The organism is Streptomyces sp. NPDC005017 (assembly GCF_042873115.1).
Taxonomy (GTDB): domain Bacteria; phylum Actinomycetota; class Actinomycetes; order Streptomycetales; family Streptomycetaceae; genus Streptomyces.
In genome coordinates this window covers 23,419-44,259 of the sequence record NZ_JBIALD010000022.1, presented here as the reverse complement: position 1 = coordinate 44,259, position 20,841 = coordinate 23,419, and the positions used below count along the sequence as shown (strand labels likewise).

Annotated in this window: 19 protein-coding genes; 8 read left to right on the top strand and 11 right to left on the bottom strand. The window is 71.3% G+C overall.

From position 1 onward, the window contains the following. Positions 1 to 12 precede the first annotated feature (12 nt). Positions 13 to 249, bottom strand: coding sequence for a hypothetical protein (locus ACFYR0_RS28140; protein ID WP_389333867.1), 237 nt, complete (start codon positions 247 to 249; stop codon positions 13 to 15). 393 nt (positions 250 to 642) lie between these two features. Then, positions 643 to 1,254 (bottom strand): TetR family transcriptional regulator, encoded by a 612-nt coding sequence (locus ACFYR0_RS28135; RefSeq protein WP_389333864.1) that lies wholly within the window; start codon positions 1,252 to 1,254, stop codon positions 643 to 645. A 116-nt stretch (positions 1,255 to 1,370) separates the two neighbouring features. On the opposite strand from ACFYR0_RS28135, the gene ACFYR0_RS28130 reads away from it, so the two are divergent. Further along, complete coding sequence (locus ACFYR0_RS28130) at positions 1,371 to 2,228, top strand: class I SAM-dependent methyltransferase (RefSeq protein WP_389333861.1); 858 nt, start codon at positions 1,371 to 1,373, stop codon at positions 2,226 to 2,228. Positions 2,229 to 2,661: 433 nt separating this feature from the next. Here the strand turns inward: ACFYR0_RS28130 and glpK are convergent, their stop codons facing one another. Both glpK and ACFYR0_RS28120 read right to left on the bottom strand, forming a co-directional pair. After that, positions 2,662 to 4,182: a glycerol kinase GlpK gene (gene glpK / locus ACFYR0_RS28125; RefSeq protein WP_389333858.1), complete on the bottom strand. Its 1,521-nt coding sequence runs from the start codon at positions 4,180 to 4,182 to the stop codon at positions 2,662 to 2,664. A 46-nt stretch (positions 4,183 to 4,228) separates the two neighbouring features. Continuing rightward, the gene (locus ACFYR0_RS28120; protein ID WP_389333855.1) at positions 4,229 to 4,996 is read right to left on the bottom strand and encodes an IclR family transcriptional regulator; all 768 of its coding nucleotides are present in this window, start codon (positions 4,994 to 4,996) and stop codon (positions 4,229 to 4,231) included. A gap of 171 nt (positions 4,997 to 5,167) precedes the next feature. Here ACFYR0_RS28120 and ACFYR0_RS28115 point away from each other — a divergent pair, with 171 nt between their 5' ends. Continuing rightward, positions 5,168 to 5,626 carry an ATP-binding protein gene (locus tag ACFYR0_RS28115; RefSeq protein WP_389333852.1) on the top strand — a complete coding sequence of 153 codons (459 nt, stop codon included), beginning with the start codon at positions 5,168 to 5,170 and terminating at the stop codon, positions 5,624 to 5,626. Positions 5,627 to 5,675: 49 nt separating this feature from the next. Here ACFYR0_RS28115 and ACFYR0_RS28110 read toward each other — a convergent pair whose 3' ends face one another. Next, positions 5,676 to 6,014 (bottom strand): thioredoxin family protein, encoded by a 339-nt coding sequence (locus ACFYR0_RS28110; protein WP_389333849.1) that lies wholly within the window; start codon positions 6,012 to 6,014, stop codon positions 5,676 to 5,678. 203 nt (positions 6,015 to 6,217) lie between these two features. Then, a complete protein-coding gene (locus tag ACFYR0_RS28105) occupies positions 6,218 to 7,357 on the bottom strand; it encodes a PucR family transcriptional regulator (protein WP_389333846.1) in 1,140 nt (379 codons plus the stop codon). 86 nt (positions 7,358 to 7,443) lie between these two features. On the opposite strand from ACFYR0_RS28105, the gene ACFYR0_RS28100 reads away from it, so the two are divergent. The 4 genes from ACFYR0_RS28100 to ACFYR0_RS28085 all read left to right on the top strand — a co-directional run bounded on the left by ACFYR0_RS28100 (position 7,444) and on the right by ACFYR0_RS28085 (position 13,027). After that, positions 7,444 to 8,499 carry a ferredoxin reductase gene (locus ACFYR0_RS28100; protein ID WP_389333843.1) on the top strand — a complete coding sequence of 352 codons (1,056 nt, stop codon included), beginning with the start codon at positions 7,444 to 7,446 and terminating at the stop codon, positions 8,497 to 8,499. A gap of 7 nt (positions 8,500 to 8,506) precedes the next feature. Further along, positions 8,507 to 9,625 carry a fatty acid desaturase family protein gene (locus ACFYR0_RS28095; protein ID WP_389333840.1) on the top strand — a complete coding sequence of 373 codons (1,119 nt, stop codon included), beginning with the start codon at positions 8,507 to 8,509 and terminating at the stop codon, positions 9,623 to 9,625. A 372-nt stretch (positions 9,626 to 9,997) separates the two neighbouring features. Further along, complete coding sequence (locus ACFYR0_RS28090) at positions 9,998 to 10,240, top strand: TetR family transcriptional regulator C-terminal domain-containing protein (RefSeq protein WP_389334087.1); 243 nt, start codon at positions 9,998 to 10,000, stop codon at positions 10,238 to 10,240. A 243-nt stretch (positions 10,241 to 10,483) separates the two neighbouring features. Further along, complete coding sequence (locus ACFYR0_RS28085) at positions 10,484 to 13,027, top strand: WD40 repeat domain-containing protein (protein ID WP_389333837.1); 2,544 nt, start codon at positions 10,484 to 10,486, stop codon at positions 13,025 to 13,027. A 77-nt stretch (positions 13,028 to 13,104) separates the two neighbouring features. Here ACFYR0_RS28085 and ACFYR0_RS28080 read toward each other — a convergent pair whose 3' ends face one another. The 5 genes from ACFYR0_RS28080 to ACFYR0_RS28060 are packed head-to-tail and all read right to left on the bottom strand — an operon-like array spanning position 13,105 to position 17,281. Beyond that, positions 13,105 to 14,523, bottom strand: coding sequence for a cytochrome P450 (locus tag ACFYR0_RS28080; protein ID WP_389333834.1), 1,419 nt, complete (start codon positions 14,521 to 14,523; stop codon positions 13,105 to 13,107). Next, positions 14,520 to 15,119 carry an ATP/GTP-binding protein gene (locus tag ACFYR0_RS28075; protein WP_389333831.1) on the bottom strand — a complete coding sequence of 200 codons (600 nt, stop codon included), beginning with the start codon at positions 15,117 to 15,119 and terminating at the stop codon, positions 14,520 to 14,522. Before ACFYR0_RS28075 ends, ACFYR0_RS28080 begins: the two co-directional genes overlap by 4 nt. Next, positions 15,097 to 15,459 (bottom strand): DUF742 domain-containing protein, encoded by a 363-nt coding sequence (locus ACFYR0_RS28070; RefSeq protein ID WP_389333828.1) that lies wholly within the window; start codon positions 15,457 to 15,459, stop codon positions 15,097 to 15,099. The genes ACFYR0_RS28075 and ACFYR0_RS28070 overlap by 23 nt, the downstream gene beginning before the upstream one ends. Then, positions 15,456 to 15,890 carry a roadblock/LC7 domain-containing protein gene (locus ACFYR0_RS28065; protein WP_389333825.1) on the bottom strand — a complete coding sequence of 145 codons (435 nt, stop codon included), beginning with the start codon at positions 15,888 to 15,890 and terminating at the stop codon, positions 15,456 to 15,458. Before ACFYR0_RS28065 ends, ACFYR0_RS28070 begins: the two co-directional genes overlap by 4 nt. Further along, the gene (locus ACFYR0_RS28060) at positions 15,887 to 17,281 is read right to left on the bottom strand and encodes an ATP-binding protein (protein WP_389333822.1); all 1,395 of its coding nucleotides are present in this window, start codon (positions 17,279 to 17,281) and stop codon (positions 15,887 to 15,889) included. Before ACFYR0_RS28060 ends, ACFYR0_RS28065 begins: the two co-directional genes overlap by 4 nt. A gap of 293 nt (positions 17,282 to 17,574) precedes the next feature. Between ACFYR0_RS28060 and ACFYR0_RS28055 the strand changes: the two genes are divergently transcribed. Beyond that, positions 17,575 to 17,730: a hypothetical protein gene (locus tag ACFYR0_RS28055; RefSeq protein WP_389333819.1), complete on the top strand. Its 156-nt coding sequence runs from the start codon at positions 17,575 to 17,577 to the stop codon at positions 17,728 to 17,730. A 369-nt stretch (positions 17,731 to 18,099) separates the two neighbouring features. Then, on the top strand, positions 18,100 to 20,802 hold the full coding sequence (locus ACFYR0_RS28050) for a SpoIIE family protein phosphatase (protein WP_389333816.1): 2,703 nt from the start codon (positions 18,100 to 18,102) through the stop codon (positions 20,800 to 20,802). Positions 20,803 to 20,841 lie beyond the last annotated feature (39 nt).

Below are 20,841 nucleotides of genomic sequence, written 5' to 3'. Positions count from 1 at the left end.
CACCCAGGGGCATCAGGACATGGCGCGGTTGAGGTGGGGGGAGGGCCGGCCCGGCCGCCCGGCCGGTGCGCGCAGCTCCCTGCACGGGGTGTGCCCGGCCAACTCGTCGAGGTCGGCGCCCAGGTTGATGAGGAACTCGTCCGTCTCCACGCCTCGGGCCAGGGTCAGCGAGATGCCGCTGAGCATGCCGGGCACGGCCGATGAAGGGATGTGATGGTGTGCGCCTGTCCACGCGATGCCGTCACTCATGCCGGTCAGGCTATCGACCCTTATCGGCGGCGGTCTTGGTGGTGGCAATGGGGCCAGCCGGTGCCGCCTGAGCAGGCCCTCATGGCCGGCGGAAACGTCCTCGCGCGCCCGGTCGGCCCTTTCCACAACAGCCGCTGCGCGGCCCGCGGCCTGCACTCCCGTTGTTCACGTCGGGGCCCGCTTTGTGCCCGGCACGAGCAGGGCGGAAAACTGCGTCTGGGCGCGACTGGCAGGCGGCCGCGCGCGACACGCGAAGGCAAGGGAGCGGAGACCGCCCAGGAGTGGACCGACACCCACGCCGAGGACGACGAGCCGGGCGAACACCACTCCCCCGGCACCGTGCCCCACAACACCTCACTCGCCGCCGACCAGGCGCAGGGTCGGGCGAGTGCGCTACGACGGGCGTGCCGGGTGTGAAGGCTCGCCCAGCAGCAGCGCGACGAGGCGTTCGGCGGTCTGCCGTGCGTCTGAGGGGTCGTCGGGGCTGCGGGTCATCAGCAGGTGGTGGACCGTGCCGACGAGCGCCAGCGCGGTCGTGACGGCGTCGATGTCCTGGGCCACTCGCCCGAGGTGCCGTTCCGCTTCCAGGTAGCCGACGATCGACTCCTGCATGGCGGTGAAACCCGGCGCTCCCGCCTCCAGTGCCTGGCGGGTGTGGAGCGAGGCGCCCGGCCGGGTCATGGCGAGGCTGACGACCGCCGCGGGCAGGGAATCCAGCAGTGCGAGCGCGACTTCGGCCAGATTGTCCGACACGCGGCCCTGCCCGGCTCGCCCGGTCAGCTCTTCGGCGTGCCGGGCGCTGCGCGCGAAACGGTCCAGGACGAGCTGCGAGATGAACTCGTCCAGACCCGAGAAGTGGGTGTGCAGGACCCCCTTGGCGCAGCCCGCCTCGTCCGTGACCGCCCGGCTCGTCAGGGCCGAGGCGCCGTCGCGCACCACGACCCGTTCCGCGGCCGTGAACAGCCGGTCCCGCAGATCGGGAATCGCCACTCCACGCGGTGACATCAAGAGCTCCCTTCGAAGAATCCGTTGCAAGTATGGGCGAGCGCCCATACTGTTTGGGCATACGCCCATTCTAGATGCCGCCTCCCCACGGGCAGGCGGCGGCTTGGAGGCATCGCATGGATCACGTCGCCGACAGCGGTCAGGTACAGGCATGGAACGGCTACGAAGGCAGCCAGTGGGCACGCAACCAGAGCCGCTGGGACTTCATCAACCAAGGCTTCAACCGGCCGCTCCTCGACGCGGCTGCAATCGGTGACGGGGACGCTGTCCTGGACATCGGCTGCGGCGCGGGCCAGACCACCCGGCTGGCCGCCGAACGGGCCCGCGGCGGCCGGGCCCTGGGCGTGGACCTGTCCGAGCCCATGCTGGACCGGGCCCGCGCGTGCGCCCGGCAGGAGGGGCCGGCCAACGTGTCCTTCAGCCAGGGAGACGCCCAGGTACACCCCTTCGCACCCGCCGCATTCGACGTGGCCATCAGCCGCTACGGCATCATGTTCTTCGCCGACCCCGTCGCCGCCTTCACCAACATCGGCCGTGCTCTGCGCCCCGGCGGCCGTGCGGCGTTCATCTGCGCGGCAGAACCCGAGGAGAACGAGTGGCTCCAGGCATTCCGCGCGCTGCGCGGCATCCTGCCGACCGGTGACTTCGGCAAGCCAGGAGCGCCAGGGATGTTCTCACTCACGGACCGCGATCACGTGCTCGGCATCCTTGCCGCCGCCGGATTCGAGGGTGCTGAAGCCGTACGGGTGGAGGCGGCCGGCAACTGGGGGCGGGACGCGGCCGAAGCCGCGGCGTTCATGCTGGACTCCGGTCCCGGACACCACATGCTGGTCCAGGCGGAAGCGCAGCAGCACGCGCTCGCTTCCTCGACCCTGACCGACGTCCTGCGGGCTCACGAAGCGGGCGGTGCGGTATGGCTGCGCAGTGTGGCGTGGCTGGTCACCGCGCGCCGCCCTCTGGGCCGGAACGGCTGAGCGGGCACCCGTCCCGGGCGGTGGCCTGGCTCTGTTCACGAGAACGGGCGCTGGTCCACGGCTTGTGGTCGAGCACGCAACGAGACAGTTGAACCTCGAGTGATGACAGCCGAAGCCGCCCGGAGATCGTTTCGACCGTGTGTGGTGGGGACGACAGTTCTGCAGACCCGACCACGTCGGGCGAGCTCGTCGGGATGTCGTTGCGGGTGCGCCGGGTCGTCGGCGAGGCGGCCTCCTGCTCGGGCAAGACGTTCGCCGGGCAGGTGCCCGGCCGGGGGCCGCCGCCGCACCCGACGGCCGGCCTCGCCCCGCGGGTGCGCCACGGACCTCGGCACGGAGCCGAGGTGCCGACGCCGGTCTGGCGGCCGCGCGTAGGGCGGGCGGGATCTGCGGGGGCGGAGCGGGACCGTACGCGACGTCCGGCGCACACGGGCTATGAGTCGTCCGGCGGTCTGATCCAGCCCAGGGACCGTTCGACGGCCCGTTGCCAGTTCTCGTACTCCGACGCCCGTCGCGTGGGGTCCATGTCCGGCAGCCATTGGGCCGCCCGGTGCCAGTTGCCGCGCAGCACCTCCAGGTCCGCCCAGTAGCCGGCGGCCAGTCCTGCGGCGTAGGCGGCGCCCAGGGAGACGGTCTCGGCCGCCATGGGCCGCACCACCGGCACGTCGAGGACGTCGGCCAGGATCTGCATGAGGAGGTTGTCGGACGTCATGCCACCGTCGACCTTCAGCTCTCTCAGGGTGAGCGAGGAATCGGCGTTCATGGCGTCGACGACCTCCTTCGTCTGCCAGCCGGTGGATTCCAGCGCCGCCCTGGCCAGGTGCCCCTTGGTGATGTACGAGGTCAGGCCGACGATGACGCCGCGTGCGTCGCTGCGCCAGTGGGGTGCGAAGAGGCCGGAGAACGCCGGGACGATGTAGCAGCCGCCGTTGTCCTCGACGGTCCGGGCGAGGGTCTCGATGCCCGGTGCGCTGCTGATGATCTCCAGGCGGTCGCGGAACCACTGGACCAGGGCGCCCGTGACGGCGATGGGGCCTTCCAGCGCGTAGACCGCGGGCTGCTCGTCGATCTTGTAGGCGACGGTGGTGAGCAGCCCGTTGCTGGACCGGACGACGTCGGTGCCGGTGTTGAGCACCAGGAAGCTGCCGGTTCCGTAGGTGCACTTCGCCTCGCCCGGGGAGAAGCAGGTCTGCCCGAAGAGCGCGGCCTGCTGATCGCCGAGCGCGGCCGTGATGGGCCTGCCCGCGAGCACCGAGCGGTCCTCGCCGTACCACTCCGCCGAGGAGCGGATCTCGGGCAGGATCGCGTGCGGGATCCCGAAGAAGCCCAGCAGTTCCTCGTCCCATTCGAGCGTGCTCATGTTCATGAGCATCGTGCGGCTGGCGTTGGTCACGTCGGTGATGTGTCGGCCTCCCTCCGTCCCTCCGGTGAGGTTCCAGATCAGCCAGGACTCGATCGTGCCGAACAGGACGTCGCCGTTCGCGGCCCGCTGTCCCAGGCCGGGCACGTGGTCGAAGAGCCAGCGGATCCGTGGGGCGGAGAAGTAGGTCGAGGGCGCCAGGCCGCAGCGTTCCAGGAAGAACGCGTCGCCCGGGTCGCTGCGCAGTTCTTCGACGAGCGGGGCGGTGCGGGTGTCCTGCCAGACGATCGCCCTGTTCAGCGGGGTGCCGGTGTGCCGGTCCCACAGGACGGTCGTCTCGCGCTGGTTCGCGATGCCCAGGGCCGAGACGGCCTCGGCGGCGACGCCGTCGCCCGCGCCGGACAGGGCTTCGGGCACGATGCGCCGCAGATTGCGCCAGATCTCCAGGGCGTCGTGCTCGACCCAGCCCGGCTTCGGGAAGAACTGCTGGTGCTCGCGCTGGGCCACGGACACCAGTCGCCCGCGGTGGTCGAACAGGATGCACCGGGTGGAGGTGGTGCCCTGGTCGATGGCCATCACATACCGTTCGACCATGATCCGGACCGCCTTCCGATGCGTCGGGGTGCGCTGCGCGAGGGACCTACCAGCGGGCGGCCCCCAGGTTCTTCGAGATCGCCCAGGCGGCCTCGCGGAGCAGCGTGAGCAGCTTGATCTCCGGCCGGCCCCTGACGTCGCAGATCCGCTCGACGGGGCCGGACAGGCCGATGGCGCCCACCGCGAGACCACCGTGCCCCCTGATGGGCGCGGCGACGCCGGCCTCTCCCATGCTCATCTCCTGCACCTCGGCGCCCCAGCCGTTCTCCCGGATCTCGGCGAGGGCGCGGGTCAGCTCGTCGGCGTGGGCCAGGGTGTGCCGGGTGTACGCCTCCAGCCCTGCGTCGACCGCCGAGTCGAGGTTGGCGGTGCCGAACGCCAGCAGCACCTTCCCGAGCGAGGAGGCGTGCAGGGGCAGGAGCGCGCCCACGTCCAGGGTCTGGAGGGTGTCGTCCGGCCGGAAGACGTGGTGGATGATGAGCACCCTGCCCTCCAGGGGAGTGCCCAGGCGGACCGCTTCGCCGCTGCGGGCGGCCAGGGCGTCGGCCCAGTTGATCGAGCGCGACCGCAGCTCGTTCACGTCGAGGTAGCTGGTGCCGAGATGCAGGAGAGCCGCCCCGAGCTGGTACTTCCCGGTCGCCGCGTCCTGCTCGACGAAATCCACGAGCTGAAGGGTGCGCAGGATGCCGTGCGTCGTCCCCTTGGCCAGCCCCAGCGAGGCGGCCACCTCCCCGAGCCCCAGCCGACGGGGGCCCGCGGCGAGCAGACGGAGGATCGCCGCCGCCCGTTCGATGGACTGGACGGGACCGGCCATACCGCGATTCTAGATCCGCGTTCCCCGTCCCACATCGGCCATGGCACCGAGGCCTCCCTCAATCGCAACCAGCGTTCGGCAATGCCGAACGACGTTTATTGACCGGCCCCACATCACTTCATAGCGTGCGTGCAGTCGGCACCCGTCGGCACCGTTCGTCGAGGAGGGCAGATGACCGCCCAGCTCAACATCGTCGACCCCACGCCAGTCGACCGCCTCGGCCCCCACAGCGCCGATCACGTCTGCCCCGTCCCCCACAGCCCGGGGGCCGTGCCCGCCGTCCGCGGGCAGGTCCGCCACGTACTCGCCGAGTGGGGCCTGTGCCCCGACGCCGCCATGGACGTACTCCTGGTGGTCTCGGAACTCCTGACCAACGCACTGGTCCACGCCCTGCCACCGGCCACGCTGCGGTTGTCGTGGGTCCGCCTCGACGGACATCGGGCCCTGCGCGTGGAAGTGACCGACGCGGGACCCGTCCTCGCCGGTGACGGGTGGGAGAACCCGGACCCGGACGAGCACGGCCGCGGCATCGACATTGTCGCCGCATTGGCGGCCCGCTGCGGCGTGCGCGTCGACACCGAGGGGATCACGCGCTGGGCCGACCTCGTCGACACCGGCAGCCGCGGCTGACGCCTGCGGGGACGCGACGGGCGTCGCGACCACGTGCCGCATCGGCCGCTCAGAGGTGGTCGTCCAGGAGCTTCCGTACGTCGGCGTTGGTCATAGGCCCGGTACCGCGCGCCACCGCCTCGCCCTCCTTGAGCAGGACGTAGGACGGGGCGCCGGTGATCCCGTATCGCCGGGTTGCGGCCGGACAACGCGTGATGTCGGCGCGTACGACCGTCAGGCGGCCCGTGTAGTCGTCGGCGACGTCTCCCACGACGAGGTCCATCACCCGGCAGGGCTCGATCGCCTTGGGCCACGTCCCGGTGAAGTAGGCGAGGACCGGAACTCCGCTCACCCCGAGGATGAAATCGAACTCCGCGTCCTCACGGGGTCGGTGGACCCTCTTCACCATGGAAGCTCCTGACCTCACGTTCCGTCATTCCACCCCCATCATCCCTCGCACGGTGCGTCAGGCCTCTCCGGTCGGTCGTCCGTTGACCGGCCGGAAGGGAGGCACGGGCCGTCGCACACCTATCCGCCGCCGCGCCTCTCGGGGACAGCCCCCGGCGGGTTTTCCGAAGCCTTGTCTGCGGTCGTGGACGGTCGGCATACGGGTCAGCCGCCCCGGAGACCCACCGCCAGCGTCAGTTCGAGGACCCGGTGTGGCGATGCGAGGTCCGGGAACAGCTCCCGCAGCTGCGTCATCCGGTACCGGACGGTCTGGGGATGGACGAACAACGCCGCCGCGACCTCGTCCCGCCTGCCCTGGTGGAGCAGCCACTCCCGCAGCGTCTCCTCCAGCCGCCGTGCGGTCGCGACAGGCAGGGTCCGCAACGGTGCGAGGGCTCGGGCACGCAGGTCCGCGAACGCGTCCACGTCGGCGCTCAGCACCAGCTCGGGCAGGTGGTCCTCGGTGTCGCGGATATCGGAGGAGAGGGAGCGGGCGCGTACGGCTCGTGCGTACGAGGTGGACGCTCGAATCCATGGCCGGGTGGGGCCGACCACGGAGGTGCGGTCGGTCAGCTGCCGCAAGAGATGGGATCGGTCGGCGTCGGGGACGAGCAGCACACCGGTGGCGTCCGGCAGATCGTCGAGGACGAGGGTGCTGGGGTCGAGCGTGCGGTAGGCGGGCCGGGCCTGGGCGGCGGGCAGCAGGACCGCGGTCAGTGAAACCGGAGGCTGCCAGCCTGCCCGTTGAGCGGAGACGAGGAGCACGTCCGGGCTCGCGCCGGCGAGGAGGTCGCGGGCCAGGTATTCCAGGTGGAGTTCGTGGGCCCTGCCCCGGGCGGCCAGTTCGTCGGCGTGGCCCGCGGCGCTCGCGGCGGAGAGCTCGTCGATGTAGGCGAAGGTCAGTTCGGCGAACTTGGCGACCTCGGCGGCGGGCAGACCCGCGGGTACGGCCCCCGCCGCCAGGCATCGCCAGGCCACGCGGGCGCCGACGCGGTAGGCGCTGAGCAGGGCGTCCATCGAACGGCCGTCGCGGACCTCGCCGCGGCCCAGCTCGTAGGCCGCGTCACCGCCGTCACCGCCCGTGGCGTTCCCGCTCGCGAGGTCCAGGTAGTGGCCCAGGGCGGTGCGGACGGCTCGGCGGATGGTGGCGCCCATGTGGCCCGAGAGGGCGTTGGCGTAGGGCGGGACCTCGTCGATGATCGCCTGGACGACCTCGTCGGCGGTGGCCTTCAGCCCGGCCCGAAGTACGGTGACCGTCGTCTCGTCCAGGGCCAGCTCGCTGGCCCTCCTGATCACATGGCTCACTTTTTATTCCCTGCGAACAATTTTGCTGACCAGATTTACGTCCTGCGGTCAGGACTTTACGCCCTGAGGCGCAGCAAGCTGGAGTCATGACGAGTACAGCCCTCCGCAGCAGCGCGTGGAAACTACTGGAGATGGTCACGACGCCGCTGCTGCCGTCTGACTACCTCGACCTGGTCAGCCCGATGCGCGCGGGCGCCGACCTGCGGGGGCGCATCGAGGCCGTGCACCCCGAGACGGGCGACGCCGCGACCATCGTGATCAGACCGGGACGGGGCTGGCGCGGCCACACGGCCGGTCAGTACGTGCGGATCGGAGTCGACGTCGACGGGGTGCGCCTGTGGCGTGCCTACTCGCTCACCTCACCGGCGAAGCGCCAGGACGGCCGCCTCACGATCACCGTGAAGGCGATCCCGGACGGCAAGGTCAGCAACCACCTCGTCCGCAGGGCGCAACCGGGCACGCTGATCCACCTCGACCAGGCGACCGGTGACTTCGTACTGCCGCGGACCAAGCCCGCCAAGGTGCTCTACCTCACGGCCGGCAGCGGCATCACGCCCGTCATGGGAATGCTGCGAGACACCGAATTCGACGACGTCGTCATGGTCCACAGCGCGCCGCAGCCGCACGACGTGATCTTCCGCAACGAGCTGCACGACCTGGTCGCGGACAAGAAGCTGCAGCTCACCGAGGTGCACACCGACACCGACGGCATGCTCGACATCGCCCGCCTCGACGAACTCGTACCCGACTGGGCCGAGCGCGAGACCTGGGCCTGCGGGCCCGCGGGACTGCTCGACGCCGCCGAGAAGCACTGGGCCGAGCACGGCCTCGAGGAGCGCCTGCACACCGAACGCTTCCGCCCCAGCATCGTCGTCGCTGGCGACGGCGGCGAGGTCACGTTCAGCACCACCGGCAAGAGCGTCGACGCCGACGGGACCACGCCTCTGCTGGACGTCGGCGAAGCGGCCGGAGTGCTCATGCCCTCCGGGTGCCGCATGGGCATCTGCTTCGGCTGCACCACGCCGCTCAAGGCGGGCGCCGTCCGCGACCTGCGCACCGGCGAGATCACCGAGGCCGAACCGGGCGTCCTCATCCAGACCTGCGTGTCCGCCGCCGCGGGCCCCTGCGACATCGAACGGTAGGAACACCTTGACCGCCATCGACCCCACCGCCCACCTGACCGCGGAGCAGATCGAGGAGCTCGGCCGCGAGCTGGACGCGATCCGCGACGAGGTGATCGCCAGCCGTGGCGAGAAGGACGCGGCCTACATCCGCAAGGTCATCTCGGCGCAGCGCAAGCTCGAGCTGGTCAGCAGGGGCGTGCTGCTGTTCTCGTTCTTCCCGCCCGCGTGGATTCTCGGCACCGCCGGACTGTCCGTGGCGAAGATCATGGACAACATGGAGATCGGCCACAACATCCTGCACGGCCAGTGGGACTGGATGCGGGACCCGAAGATCCACTCCACCACCTGGGACTGGGATCACGTCTCGCCGGCCGACCAGTGGAAGCACTCGCACAACGAGCTGCACCACAAGTACACGAACGTGCTCGGCAAGGACAACGACCTCGGCTACGGCATCATGCGCGTCGACGAGGACCAGAGGTGGCACCCGTTCCACCTCGGCCAGCCGCTGTGGAACTTCGTCAACGCCTGCTTCTTCGAGTACGGCATCGCCGCGTACGACCTGGAGCTCGGCAGGAACCTGAGCAAGCGCCGCCGCAAGAACCCGGAGTTCCGGGCGCGGGCCAAGGCCGTGGGCCGCAAGATCCGCAAGCAGGTCCTCAAGGACTACGTGATCCACCCGCTGCTGTCGGGCCCGTCGTTCCTCACCACGCTCGCCGCCACGTTCACCGCGAACCTGGTCCGCAACCTCTGGTCCCACTCGGTGATCATGTGCGGGCACTTCCCCGAGGGCGTGCAGGTCTTCGAGCGCCGGTCGATCAAGGGCGAGACGCGCGGCCAGTGGTACCTGCGCCAGATGATGGGCTCGGCGAACATCAGCGGCAGCAAGGCCATGCACTTCATGACGGGCAACCTCTCGCACCAGATCGAGCACCACCTGTTCCCGGACCTGCCGAGCAACCGGTACGCCGAGGTCGCGGTGAAGGTGCGCGCGCTGTTCGAGAAGTACGAGCTGGAGTACGTCACCGGGCCGCTGCCCAAGCAGGTGTTCTCCGCGTGGCACAAGGTCGTCCGGCTCTCGCTGCCGAACAAGAAGCCCAAGGTCAAGGCGCTGGACCGCGAGCAGGAGGTCCTCGCGGCCTGATTCCCGGTATCGGTTCGGATGTCCCGGCCGGACGGCGGCACCGCCGGGTTTCGGTGAGATCCGCTGCGGGCGGTGGGCGGCCGGGGCATCGGACCGTACGCCACGGGATCCGGGCAGCGCGGTGTCGTCGTGGGTCGTGCAGGGCTTCGCCGACGATCACCTCCCGGTCGCCGGCGGAGTGATCACGGTCCCGAGCGGCGGCGGCCGGGAAGCGTTCGTCGACGCGGACGACATCGCGGCGGTCGGGGTCGGCCGAAGACCCCGCCGCCCCCGTCCAGCGCCTCTTCGAAGAGAATCCTCCGACACACGCATCACAAGCCCCGGGGAACGATCCGTCCGTTGCCGGAGACGATGCTCGAGTAGGGCTTTACGATCACTGGGCAGAAGTTCCACAGCCGCGGCCGGGCGCTGCGCGGTCATCTCTCCGCCCTGTTCGCTCGTGCCGTCGCCGACGGTTCGGCCCGGGAGGGCCTCGATCCGCAGGTCCTGGCAGCGGAGACGGCCGCCCTCCTCGAAGGCGCCCACCTGCTGTGGCTGCTCGACCCCGAAAAGGTCGACCTGGCGGCCGTGCACCGCAGCTACTTCGAGGGCCTGTCCGCCCGCCTGCGCGTATGAACGGAACAGGGGCGGCCGCGACGCACGGCTGAGCGCCCGCGACGGCGGTCACTCGCGCCGCGGGACCCACCCAGCCCCCGGCACCGCCCTTCCCCGCCGCTGACATCCCCGAGCCACATAGCCGGTCGGAGCGTGACCGCCGTCGCTGTCAGTGGCCGTCGGTAGGGTCCTGGACAGGAAATGACCCCGCTGCCTTGTGGACAGGTCGGGGTGGGGCGGACCGAAGAGGAGCGTGTGGTGGCGGTGGGGAGCGCATCTGACGAGCGCGGAGCGGCGGCTGACGACCTGCCCACGCTTTTGCGGCCGCTGGCCTTTGCGGAGGGCGCCGGGCTGCCTGCGGCCCTGTGGGCGGTGCTGGCCCGCGCCCTGTCGGGGCGCCCGTGGACGACTCAGGACGTGGACGAGTGCCGGGAGCGGTGGGGTGGGCGCCTGAGCGAGACGGTGACGCCGACGGCCTCCGACTACCGGCTCCGGGACCCGGCCGAGGCCCTGGGGCTGCGCGACCGAGGAGATCAGGCCGGCGAGCAGCAGGCGCAACGGGCCATCACCGCCGCGCTGCTGGCCGAGGTGCCCGCGGACGGCGGCACCGGGCGCCGGGACTGGTCGGCTGCCGCCCCGTACATCGTCCGGCACCTCGCCACGCACGCGAGTGCGGGCGGTGTCCTGGACGAGCTGCTGGAGGACGCCGAGTACCTGGTCCACGCCGACCCCGGCGGACTTCTGCGTGCCCTCAACACCTCCGGCCCGCCCGAGGGGCGGTTCTCTGAAGAGAGGCGGATACGTCGGAGCGTCTACCGGGCCTCGGCGGACGTCCACGCCACCGTCGGCCTGCCGGAGCGGCGGGACATCCTCGCCGTCGACGCCGCCCGCCACGGCGAGATCGGCCTCGCCCGGGAGCTGTCCCGCGTCCGGCCGTGGCGGCCGCGCTGGGCCACCGGCACGATGGTCCACCCGGCGCTGCGCCTCGCCAAGGCGGGGCTGGGCGTGGACGCCGCCGCCTGCGCCGTCATCGACGGACGGCCCCATGCGGTGACCGGCTGCTACGACTCGCACGTGCGGGTGTGGGACCTGGTGGACGGTACCGAGCACCTCGTGATCACCGAGGACGACGGCGTGTACGCGCTGGACTGCGTCGAGATCGAGGGGCGCCCCCACGTGGTGACCGGGACCTGTTCCGGCGGTGTGCGGGTGTGGGACCTCGACACCGGGGCCGTACGCATGGCTCTCGGCGGGCACAAGGGCTGGGTGCGCGCGGTGGGCTGCACGGTGATCGACGGCCGGCCGTACGCGGTCACGGCGGGCGAGGACCGCGTGGTCCGGATGTGGGATCTGGTCGACGGTTCGGTGCGTGCCCGGATGACCGGCCACACCGACACGGTACGGACGGTCGCCTTCGCCGAAGTCGACGGCCGCCCCATGGCCGTGACGGGGGGTGACGACACGACCGTACGGGTCTGGGACCTGGACAAGGGCGTCGAGCAGGCCGTGCTCACGGGCCACACGTCCGCCGTCTACTCCGTGGCCTGTACGGTGATCGACGGCATTCCCCACGCCGTCACCGGCAGCGGCGGCGAGGACGCGGCGCGGGTGTGGTGCCTCACCGACGGCTCTGAGCGCGCCCTGCTGAGCGGGCACACTTCGTGGATCTCCGCGGTGACCTGCGTCGTCCTCGACGGCCGCCCGCACGCGGTGACCACCGGTGGCGACCGCACGGTCCGGGTATGGGACCTGACCGACGGCTCACAGCGCGCGGTCCTGACCGGACACCACGGTTACGTGGACGTGCTGGCCTGCGCGGAGGCCCGGGGCCGCCCCTACGCGGTGAGCGGCGGGCATTCCGCGCGCCCCCGGGTATGGGACCTGCGTGACGCTCTCCCGCCTGTCGCGCGGAAGGGTCACACCGAAACCGTGGAGGCCGTGCACGCGGTGACGATCGAGGGCCGCCCGCACGCCGTGACCGGCGGGGACACCACGGTGCGGGTATGGGACCTCGCCGACGGGACGGAACGACTCGTCCTTCCCACCCGGCACAGGGTGGAGGTGCTGGCGTGCTCGACGGTGGACGGCCGCCCTCACGCGGTCACCGGGGGCTGCTGCAGCGAGGCCCGGGTGTGGGACCTCGCAGCCGGGACCGGGCTGCGGAGCCTGCCCGGACACGACCATCGGGTGGAGACCGTGGCGTGGGCCGACGTCAACGGCCGCCCGCACGTGGTCACCTCCGACCAGGAGCGCACCGTGCGGGTGTGGGACCCGGCGGACGCCACCGGCCGTCCGTCCCTCACCGACCGCACCCGTTCGGCGGTGAGCGGCATGGAGTCCGTCACCGTCGACGGCCGCCCCCACCTGGTCACCGGGAGCGACGACGGCGCACTCCGGGTCTGGAGGTTCACCGCCAAGGGCCGGCGCGTCACCGCCACCGTGCCCACCGGGCATTACTCGATCCGCACGCTCGCGCACACCGTCGTCGACGGCCGCCCGCACGCCCTGACCGTAGGCGGGAACGACACCGTCGTACGGGTCTGGGATCTCACGGACGGCACCCTGCGGACCACCCTCCCCGATCACGCCTCGGGGGTGCTGGCGGTCGCGTGCGCCACCGGGGACGGTCGCACGGACGCCATCACCCTCGACAACAGCGGCACGGTGTACGTCTGGGATCTCGCCGAAGTCCGGCTCCGCGAGAAGGTCGGACTACCGGCGCGAGCCCAGTGCGTGGCGGCCGTCGGGCCGGACCTCGTCATCGGGATGGGCGACGACGTGGTCGTGCTCACTCGAGACGACAGCTGACCTGCGCCAGAGGGGCCGGCCCCCCACGGTCCCCGGTGTGGGCACCGAACGGCTTCCGGATGGGTGATCGAGACCGCTCACGTGGCCTGTCGCCGGTGGCGCCACCTCGCCAGGAGGTTCCACCAGCGCGGTCGGGCCGCGCTCACGGATCCGGGTTCGCTCGCTGTCGACGACGTGGCCATAGGGGCGGATGGCGACGGGACCGGATCCGTCGTCCGATCGCGGTCCGCTGAGGTCCGGACGGCGGAAGTGATCGGCGGGAAGCGGACGGGCAGAGCGGCCAGAGCCCGGTGGAAGGGACCTTGCCGCCACTCCAACTCCTCGACCGGAACGGCCAGCTCGATGTCGGGGAGTCGGTCGAGAAGCTTCTCCAGGGCGACCGCGGCGATCGACCGGGCGGGGCCCTTCGCGGGACACGTGTGGGGGCCGGCGCTCCACGCGAGGTGCGCGCGGTTGCCCGCACGGCGGTCGCTCGCGAGGCCCGGGTCGGTGTTCGCGGCGGCCAGGCTGATCAGGACGGGCTCGCCCTCGCGGACGAGGACCCCGTCGATCTCAACGTCCTGGAGCGGGTAGTGGACCGCGTAGTTCGCGATCGGCGGGTCGCTCCACAGCACCTCGTCGATGGCGTCCTCGACGGGCATGCTGCCGCCTGCGAGATCACCGGCGAACCGGTCGTCGGACAGCAGGAGCCGCAGCCCGTTGCAGATCAGGTTCTGCTGGGGCTCGGTGCCCGCGCCCATGAGGAGGACCAGCTGATGCATCATCTCCTCGTCGGTGAGCCCGGCGGGGTGGGCCATCAGCCAGGACGTCACGTCCCGCCCCGGCTGTTCCCGCTTGAGTGCGACCAACTCGGCGACGCCCTCGGTCAGTACCGCGTTCGCCTTCTCGGAGTCGGCGTCGGCGTCGAAGATCCCGGACATCCCCTCGACCAGCTTGTCCCCGACGTCGGGAGGGCAGCCGAAGAGCTGGTTGAAGACCAGCAGGGGCAGGACCGCACCGTACTCGCCCAGCAGGTCCGCCCGTCCGTTGGGTGCGATCCGGTCGATGAGGGTGTCCGCGCTGTGCTCCGCGTATCCCTTGAGCGCGTCGGGGTCCAGGCGGGCGAGGCTGTCGGTGATGGCGCCACGCAGCCGGGTGTGCTCGTCCCCGTCGGCCCACAGGGCGTTCGGCCGGTGCATCATCATGGGCACGACCGGGCTGTCCGCCGACACGGTCCCTTCGGCGAGGGCCCGCCATCGGCGTGCGTCCTTGGAGAAGCTGCCCGGACTGCGCAGCACCATCAGGGCGGTCTCGTAGCCGGTGACCAGTGAGGCGCGCACGCCGGGTGCTATCTCCACGGGCGCCACGGATCCATGGGCCCGCATGCGGGTGTACGACGCCATGGGGTCGGCGGCGAACTCCGGGCCGTACAGGCGCTCGACCGTCCGTGCGTCGACGTGCGCCGGGCAGCCGGCAGGAGGCGCGGCGTCACCCGCGGCGGGTCGGGGCGTCGTCATGCCTGCTCCTGAGGGGTGCGGATCTGGAGGTGCTCGACGAGGGAGATCAGTGCTTTGGTGGAGGAGGTGCCCTCCCGCGCGTCGCAGGTGACCAGAGGGGTTTCCGGGAGCAGGTCGAGCGCCTCGCGGATCTCCTCGTCGGGGAAGGGCGGCGCGCCGTCGAACCGGTTGACGGCGACCGCGTACGGGATGCCGTGATCTTCCAGCAGCCCCATGATGTCGAAGGACTGGTCGAGTCTCCGGGTGTCCGTGAGCACCAGCGCGCCGAGCGCTCCGCACAGCATGTCCTTCCACAGCTGGGAGAACCGCTTCTGCCCCGGGGCGCCGAAGAGGTACAGCACCAGGGACTCGCTGAGCGTGAGGCGCCCGAAGTCCATGGCCACCGTCGTCGTGGTCTTGCCGGGCGCTCCCTCGAGGTCGTCGACGAGTTCGCCGGCCTGCGTCATCGTCTCCTCGGTGCGCAGCGGCCGGATCTCGGAGAGTGTTCCGACGAACGTCGTCTTGCCCACGGCGAAGTGGCCGACGACGAGGATCTTCACCGCGGTGGTGACCGTGTCCGCGACGTAGAGCGGTTCAGATACGGCTTCGGAGCCCATCCAGTACCTCCTGGAGGAGTCGGGCGTCGGGCAGTTGCGCTTTGGGGACGGGGGGCCGGGCGATGACATGGCCGCTGTCGATGAGATCGCTGAGCAGGATCTTGGTGACGCTCATCGGCAGACAGAGGCGGCCGGCGACTTCGGCGACCGACAGTGCTCCTCCTCGGCACAGTTCCATGACACGGCGTTTCTCCGGACTCAGGCCGCCCAGGGGACGGTTGTTCACGGCCGTCACCAGCGTCACGATGTCGAGTGTGTTGCGCGTCGGATGGGCGCGGCCCTCCGTGACGACGTAGGGCCTCACAAGTCCCTTGTCGCGCGGGGGGCGTGGCGGGGTCATGCCGTGCCTGACTCGTCCGGTGTGCTGGGTTCGGTGGTTCGCCGCGGTGGACTCGTCAGCTCCTTGCCCAACCGGTCCACGAGCTTGTGCATGCTGTAGCTGACGGCTTCCATGTCGACGTCCGGGCCGGCGGAGACCGCCAGATAGGCGCCGGCGCCGGCGGCCACCAGGAAGACGTACCCGTCGACGAACTCGACCAGTGTCTGCTGCCAGGGCGAGGGCTCCCGCGAGCAGAACTCGCCGGTACTCCGGCTGATCGACTGCAGGCCGGACAACGCCGCTGCCTGGCGTTCCGCCTCGTCGCGCTCGATGCCCTGGGAGTGGGCCCGGAGCATGCCGTCCGCGGACAGCAGGATCGCGTGGCGGGCTTCCGGGACCTTGAGGACCTCGTCGAGCATCCATCCGAGTCCGTTGGTCATCTGGCCGGTCATCGCTGGTCGTTCCCTTCGGTGTCGGTTGAGGCGTCGCGGCCGGAGCGCGTGCCGCGGGCGAAGGCGCCCATGCGGGAGGCGGCCTCGGCCGCGGGGCGGACCAGCGAGGCGTCGGAGGAGGCCGGGGCCGCGCGGTCGGCCACTGCTTCGCGCTTCGCCGTGCGTCGCCGGCGCTTGGGCAGGCCACCCGCGGTGGACGACTGCGCCGCCTCCGGTTCGGGAAGGGCCGACGCTGCGTCGGCCGGCCCGGTGAGGACGAGGGGCACGACGGGAGCCGGTGGGGCGGCTGCCTCCTCGGCGGCGGGGGCCACCGGTGCGCCGGGCGTGACCGGCTTCGGCTTCGGGGTGTCCGGGGCGCTCGCCCCCTGCACGGGGACTGGCGGACCCGTGAAACGCACCCGGTTGATGAGCTCGTTGGGGAGGAAGAGCACGGCCCGCACGCCGCCGTACGGGGACTGCGTGTCGACCGAGACGGTGAATCCGTACCGGGCGGCGAGTACGCCGATGAGGGCGAATCCGAACTGCGGCGGGTCGCTGAGCCGGTTGATGTCGATGTGATCCAGGCCGGACAGGCGACGCGTGGCCTCCTCGGTCTCGAGCGCCTCCATGCCGATGCCGGCGTCGTCGATGACGATGCTGACGCCGCTGTGGGCGGGCTGGATGGCGACCTCGACGGTGGTGTTGGGCTGGGAGTGCCGCGCGGCGTTGTCCAGGAGTTCGGCGACCGCGAGGACGACCGGCTCGACCGCTCGGCTGACGACGTCCATGTCGACCCGGGAGTTCACGTTGACGCGCCGGTAGTCCCGGATCCTCGACGTCGCACCGCGTACGACGTCGAGCAGGGATGACGCGGCCCGCTGGCGTCCCGGCCATGAGCCGCACAGCACGGCGATGGCCTGTGCCCTGCGGCCGAACTGCGCGTTGGCGTGGTCGATCTCGAGGAGGTCCTGGAGCATATGGGGGTCGTCGTGGCGGTCCTGCATGTCCGAGATGGACAGCTGCTGTTCGTTCGCCAGGGCCTGCATGGCTCGCATCGCCGTCTTCAGCGTCGCCTTCGCCGACTTGTCCGCGCGGGACTGTGCGGACAAGTCGGCGTCGGTGAACTGCTCGACGATCTTCTGCAGGTCCCTGCCGTACTCCGTTGCGGCGAGTTCCGGGTCGAGCGGGCCTGGTACGGGCTCGGATCGGCGGGACGCCTCGGCGAGAGCGGGCAGCCGCACCTCGGCGAGGTGTCGGACCTCCTCCTCACGCGCGAGCAGGCCGGCTTCCCGGGCCGTGAGTCGACGGCGCAGGACGGCGGTGATCCGGTACTGGCGGACCAGCAGCAACGGCCCGGCGAGCGAGACCGCGGCAAGGCACCAGAACACCGCCTCCGGTATGTGTTGTGTCATCAGATCCTCATGGAAAGGGGGAGCGTGGCAGGCCCGGAGGAGACGAGGCGGGCGGAAACCGGCGCTGAGGACCATCGGATCGCGATTGGTCGGGACGGGACGCGGCACCGTGGTGTCGGTGGTGCCAGGGATCACTCGCGTCCGTCCAACGGGCGCTGGAGTGCCCGATCATTCATGGCCGGAAGGGATGCTTCAAGTGCCGTACGGGCACAAATCGAGTTCAACAAGGTGCTACCGCCTAGTAACAGTCCGTTACGTCCGGATGGCGAAGACTCACAGCCGCTCCACAGGTCATGTCCGCCGCAGCGGTGCGGCCGGGCGGTCTGTTCCTTGTCCTGGCACTCGAGGAACTCACCCACCAGGTCCCCGATCTGACCCGGATGCAGCTCATCCGCACCTGCGCCGCCTGGCGACCGAACGAGACCGCCTTGCGCGACCCGCGGTCCTGACGAGGCCGTCCGCCCGGCGGCCGTGAGCGACCGCCTTCGGCGACCCCGTGATCCTGACGAGGCCGTCCGCCCGGCGGCCCGCACAGCGGCGCCGAGGAGAAGCCGGGTCCTGCCGCCGGCGGCGGCCGCGCTGGCGCCGCAGGCAGCGCCCCAGCAGTTACCTGCGCTCGCGTCGGGCAGTGCAACGGTGGCGAGGGTGGCCGGCAGGAGCGGCGGGGGCATCGGTCACCGGTGAGTCGTCGCCGGCCACGCTGCGCTACCTGCCGACGGCGCCGACCGGGGCGGAGCCGGCTGCCTACGGCGACGTTCTCGGCGCCAATGTTGTTCTGCCTGGTGACCGCCGGGGTGGTGCGATGCTAGGAAGGAGCCATGGTCGAACGCGCCAAACGTTCCCAGGGCACCTCAAAGCGGTCACGCGGAGCGAGGAGCCCCCGGAGTCTGGCCGGTCGGGTGTTCGCCGTGCAGGTGGCGGTGGTGGTTCTGCTGGTGCTGGGGGCGATCCTGGCACTGGTCCTGGAATCCCGGAGCGCCAGTGAGAAAGAGGCCCGCAACCGGTCGGTGGCGGTCGCGCAGGCGTTCGCACACTCCCCCGGCCTCGCCGACACTCTGAACTCGTCCGACCCGTCGAAGACACTGCAGCCGCTGACCGAGGCGGCGCGCGAGGAGGCGGGCGTCGACTTCATCGTGATCATGGACACTCAGGGCATCCGCTACACCCACCCGATGCCCGACCGGATCGGCAAACGCTTCGTCGGCACCATCGAGCCCTCCCTGGCCGGCCGCGTCTACACCGAGAGCGTGCACGGGCCACTCGGCCATGAGATGCAGGCGGTCGTGCCCGTGAAGACCCCCGACGGCACGGTGGTGGGCCTGGTCTCGGCCGGAATGAAGGTCAAGAACGTCACCGCCGCGGGCAACGAGCAACTGCCGATCATCCTCGGTACCGGAGCCGCCGCGCTGGCGCTGGCCACCACCGGCAGCGCCCTCACCGCCCGGCGGCTGAAGCGCCAGACCCACGGGCTCGGCCCCGAAGAGATGACGCGCATGTACGAGCACCACGACGCGGTGCTGCACGCGGTGCGCGAGGGCGTGGTCATCGTCGGGCAGGACAGGCGGCTGGTGCTGGCGAACGACGAGGCGAAGGAGCTGCTGGGACTGCCGGCCGACGCGGAGGGCCGGCACGCGGCGGACCTGGCGGGGCTCTCCCCCGACACCCGCGAGCTGCTGCTGTCGGGCCGCCCGGCCGCCGACGAGGTGCACCGGGCCGGCGGGCGGCTGCTCGTGGTGAACCAGCGGCCGACCGACCGCCACGGCGGCGCCATGGGGACGGTCGCCACGATCCGCGACTCCACCGAGCTGACGGCGGTCTCCGGCAAGGCCGAGGCGGCCGGCAAACGGCTGGCCCTGCTCTACGAGGCCGGCACCGACATCGGCTCCACCCTCGACGTCGAGCACACCGCCGAGGAACTGGCCCGCGTCGCCGTCCCCGGACTCGCGGACTTCGTCACCGTCGACCTGGCCGACCCCGTGCTGCAGGGCGACGAGCCGTCCAGCGGCCGCATGGAGCTGCGCCGCGTCGCCGTCAGCGGGATCTGCGACGACCACCCCTTCTACCCCCGCGGCCAGCTGATCACCTTCGTTCCGTCCACGCCGCAGGCCCAGGGCTTCGACAGCGGCCTCTCCCAGGTGGTGCCGGACCTTTCGGCGGCGGACGGGTGGCAGGCGCAGGACCCGCAGTGGGCGCGCCGGATCGTCGACCACGGCGTGCATTCACTGATCACCACGCCGCTGTCGGCGCGCGGCATCATCCTGGGCGTCGCCAACTTCTGGCGGACGCAGAAGCCCGAGCCGTTCGACGAGGAGGACCTGTCGCTGGCCGAGGAACTGGTGGCGAGGGCGGCGGTCAGCATCGACAACGCCCGCCGGTACACCCGGGAACACGCGATGGCCGTGACCCTGCAGCGCAGCCTGCTGCCGCGCGCCCTGCCGCAGCAGAGCGCCCTGGACGTCGCCCACCGCTATCTTCCGGCGCAGTCCGGGGTCAGCGGCGACTGGTTCGACGTCATCCCGCTGCCCGGCAGCCGCGTCGCCCTCGTCGTGGGCGACGTCGTCGGCCACGGACTGCACGCCGCGGCCACCATGGGCCGGCTGCGCACGGCCGTCCACAACTTCTCGGCGCTCGACATCCCACCGGACGAACTGCTCGGCCACCTCGACGAGCTCGTCGACCGGATCGACCGGGAAGAGAGCGACGACGGTTCCGGGACGGGCGTCTCCGGCGCCACCTGCCTGTACGCGATCTACGACCCGGTCACCCGGCTGTGCACCGTCAGCCGGGCCGGCCACCCCGCCCCCGCGCTGGTCCGCCCGGACGGCAGCGTCGACTTCCCGGACCTGCCGGTCGGGCCGCCGCTGGGGACAGGGGGTGCGCCCTTCGAGACGACAGAACTGCAACTGGACGAGGGCACCCAGATCGTCCTCTACACCAACGGGCTGATCGAGGACCGCGCCCGGGACTTCGACGCGAGCATGGAGCGGCTGCGCGACGCCCTCACCGACCACCGGCGGGAGCCCGAGGAGAACTGCCGAGCGATGATCGACGTCCTGCTGCCTGCCCAGCCGCAGGACGACGTGGCCCTGCTGATCGCCCGCACCCGGGCGATCGACCCGGAGAACATCGCCGAGCGGGACATCCCGTTCGACCCGGAGGCCGTCGCGGAGCTGCGCACCTGGGCGACGGCCGTGCTGGAGAAGTGGGACCTCGACGACCTGGTCTTCACCACCGAGCTGATCCTCAGCGAACTCGCCACCAACGCCATCCGCTACGGCACGGCGCCCGCCCGGGTTCGGCTGCTTCGCGACAACGCCCTGATCTGCGAGGTCACGGACGGCAGCAGCACCGCCCCGCACCTGCGGTACGCGGCCACCACGGACGAGGGCGGTCGCGGCCTGTTCCTGGTGTCCCAGCTCGCCACGCACTGGGGCACCCGCTACAATCCCCGCGGCAAGACCATCTGGGCGGAGCAGGCCCTCACCACCCCGGTCGGCCTCCCACACGGCACGGCACAGTGAAACAGCCGGTGCCCCTGCCCCGGTTCCGTTCCCTGCGCT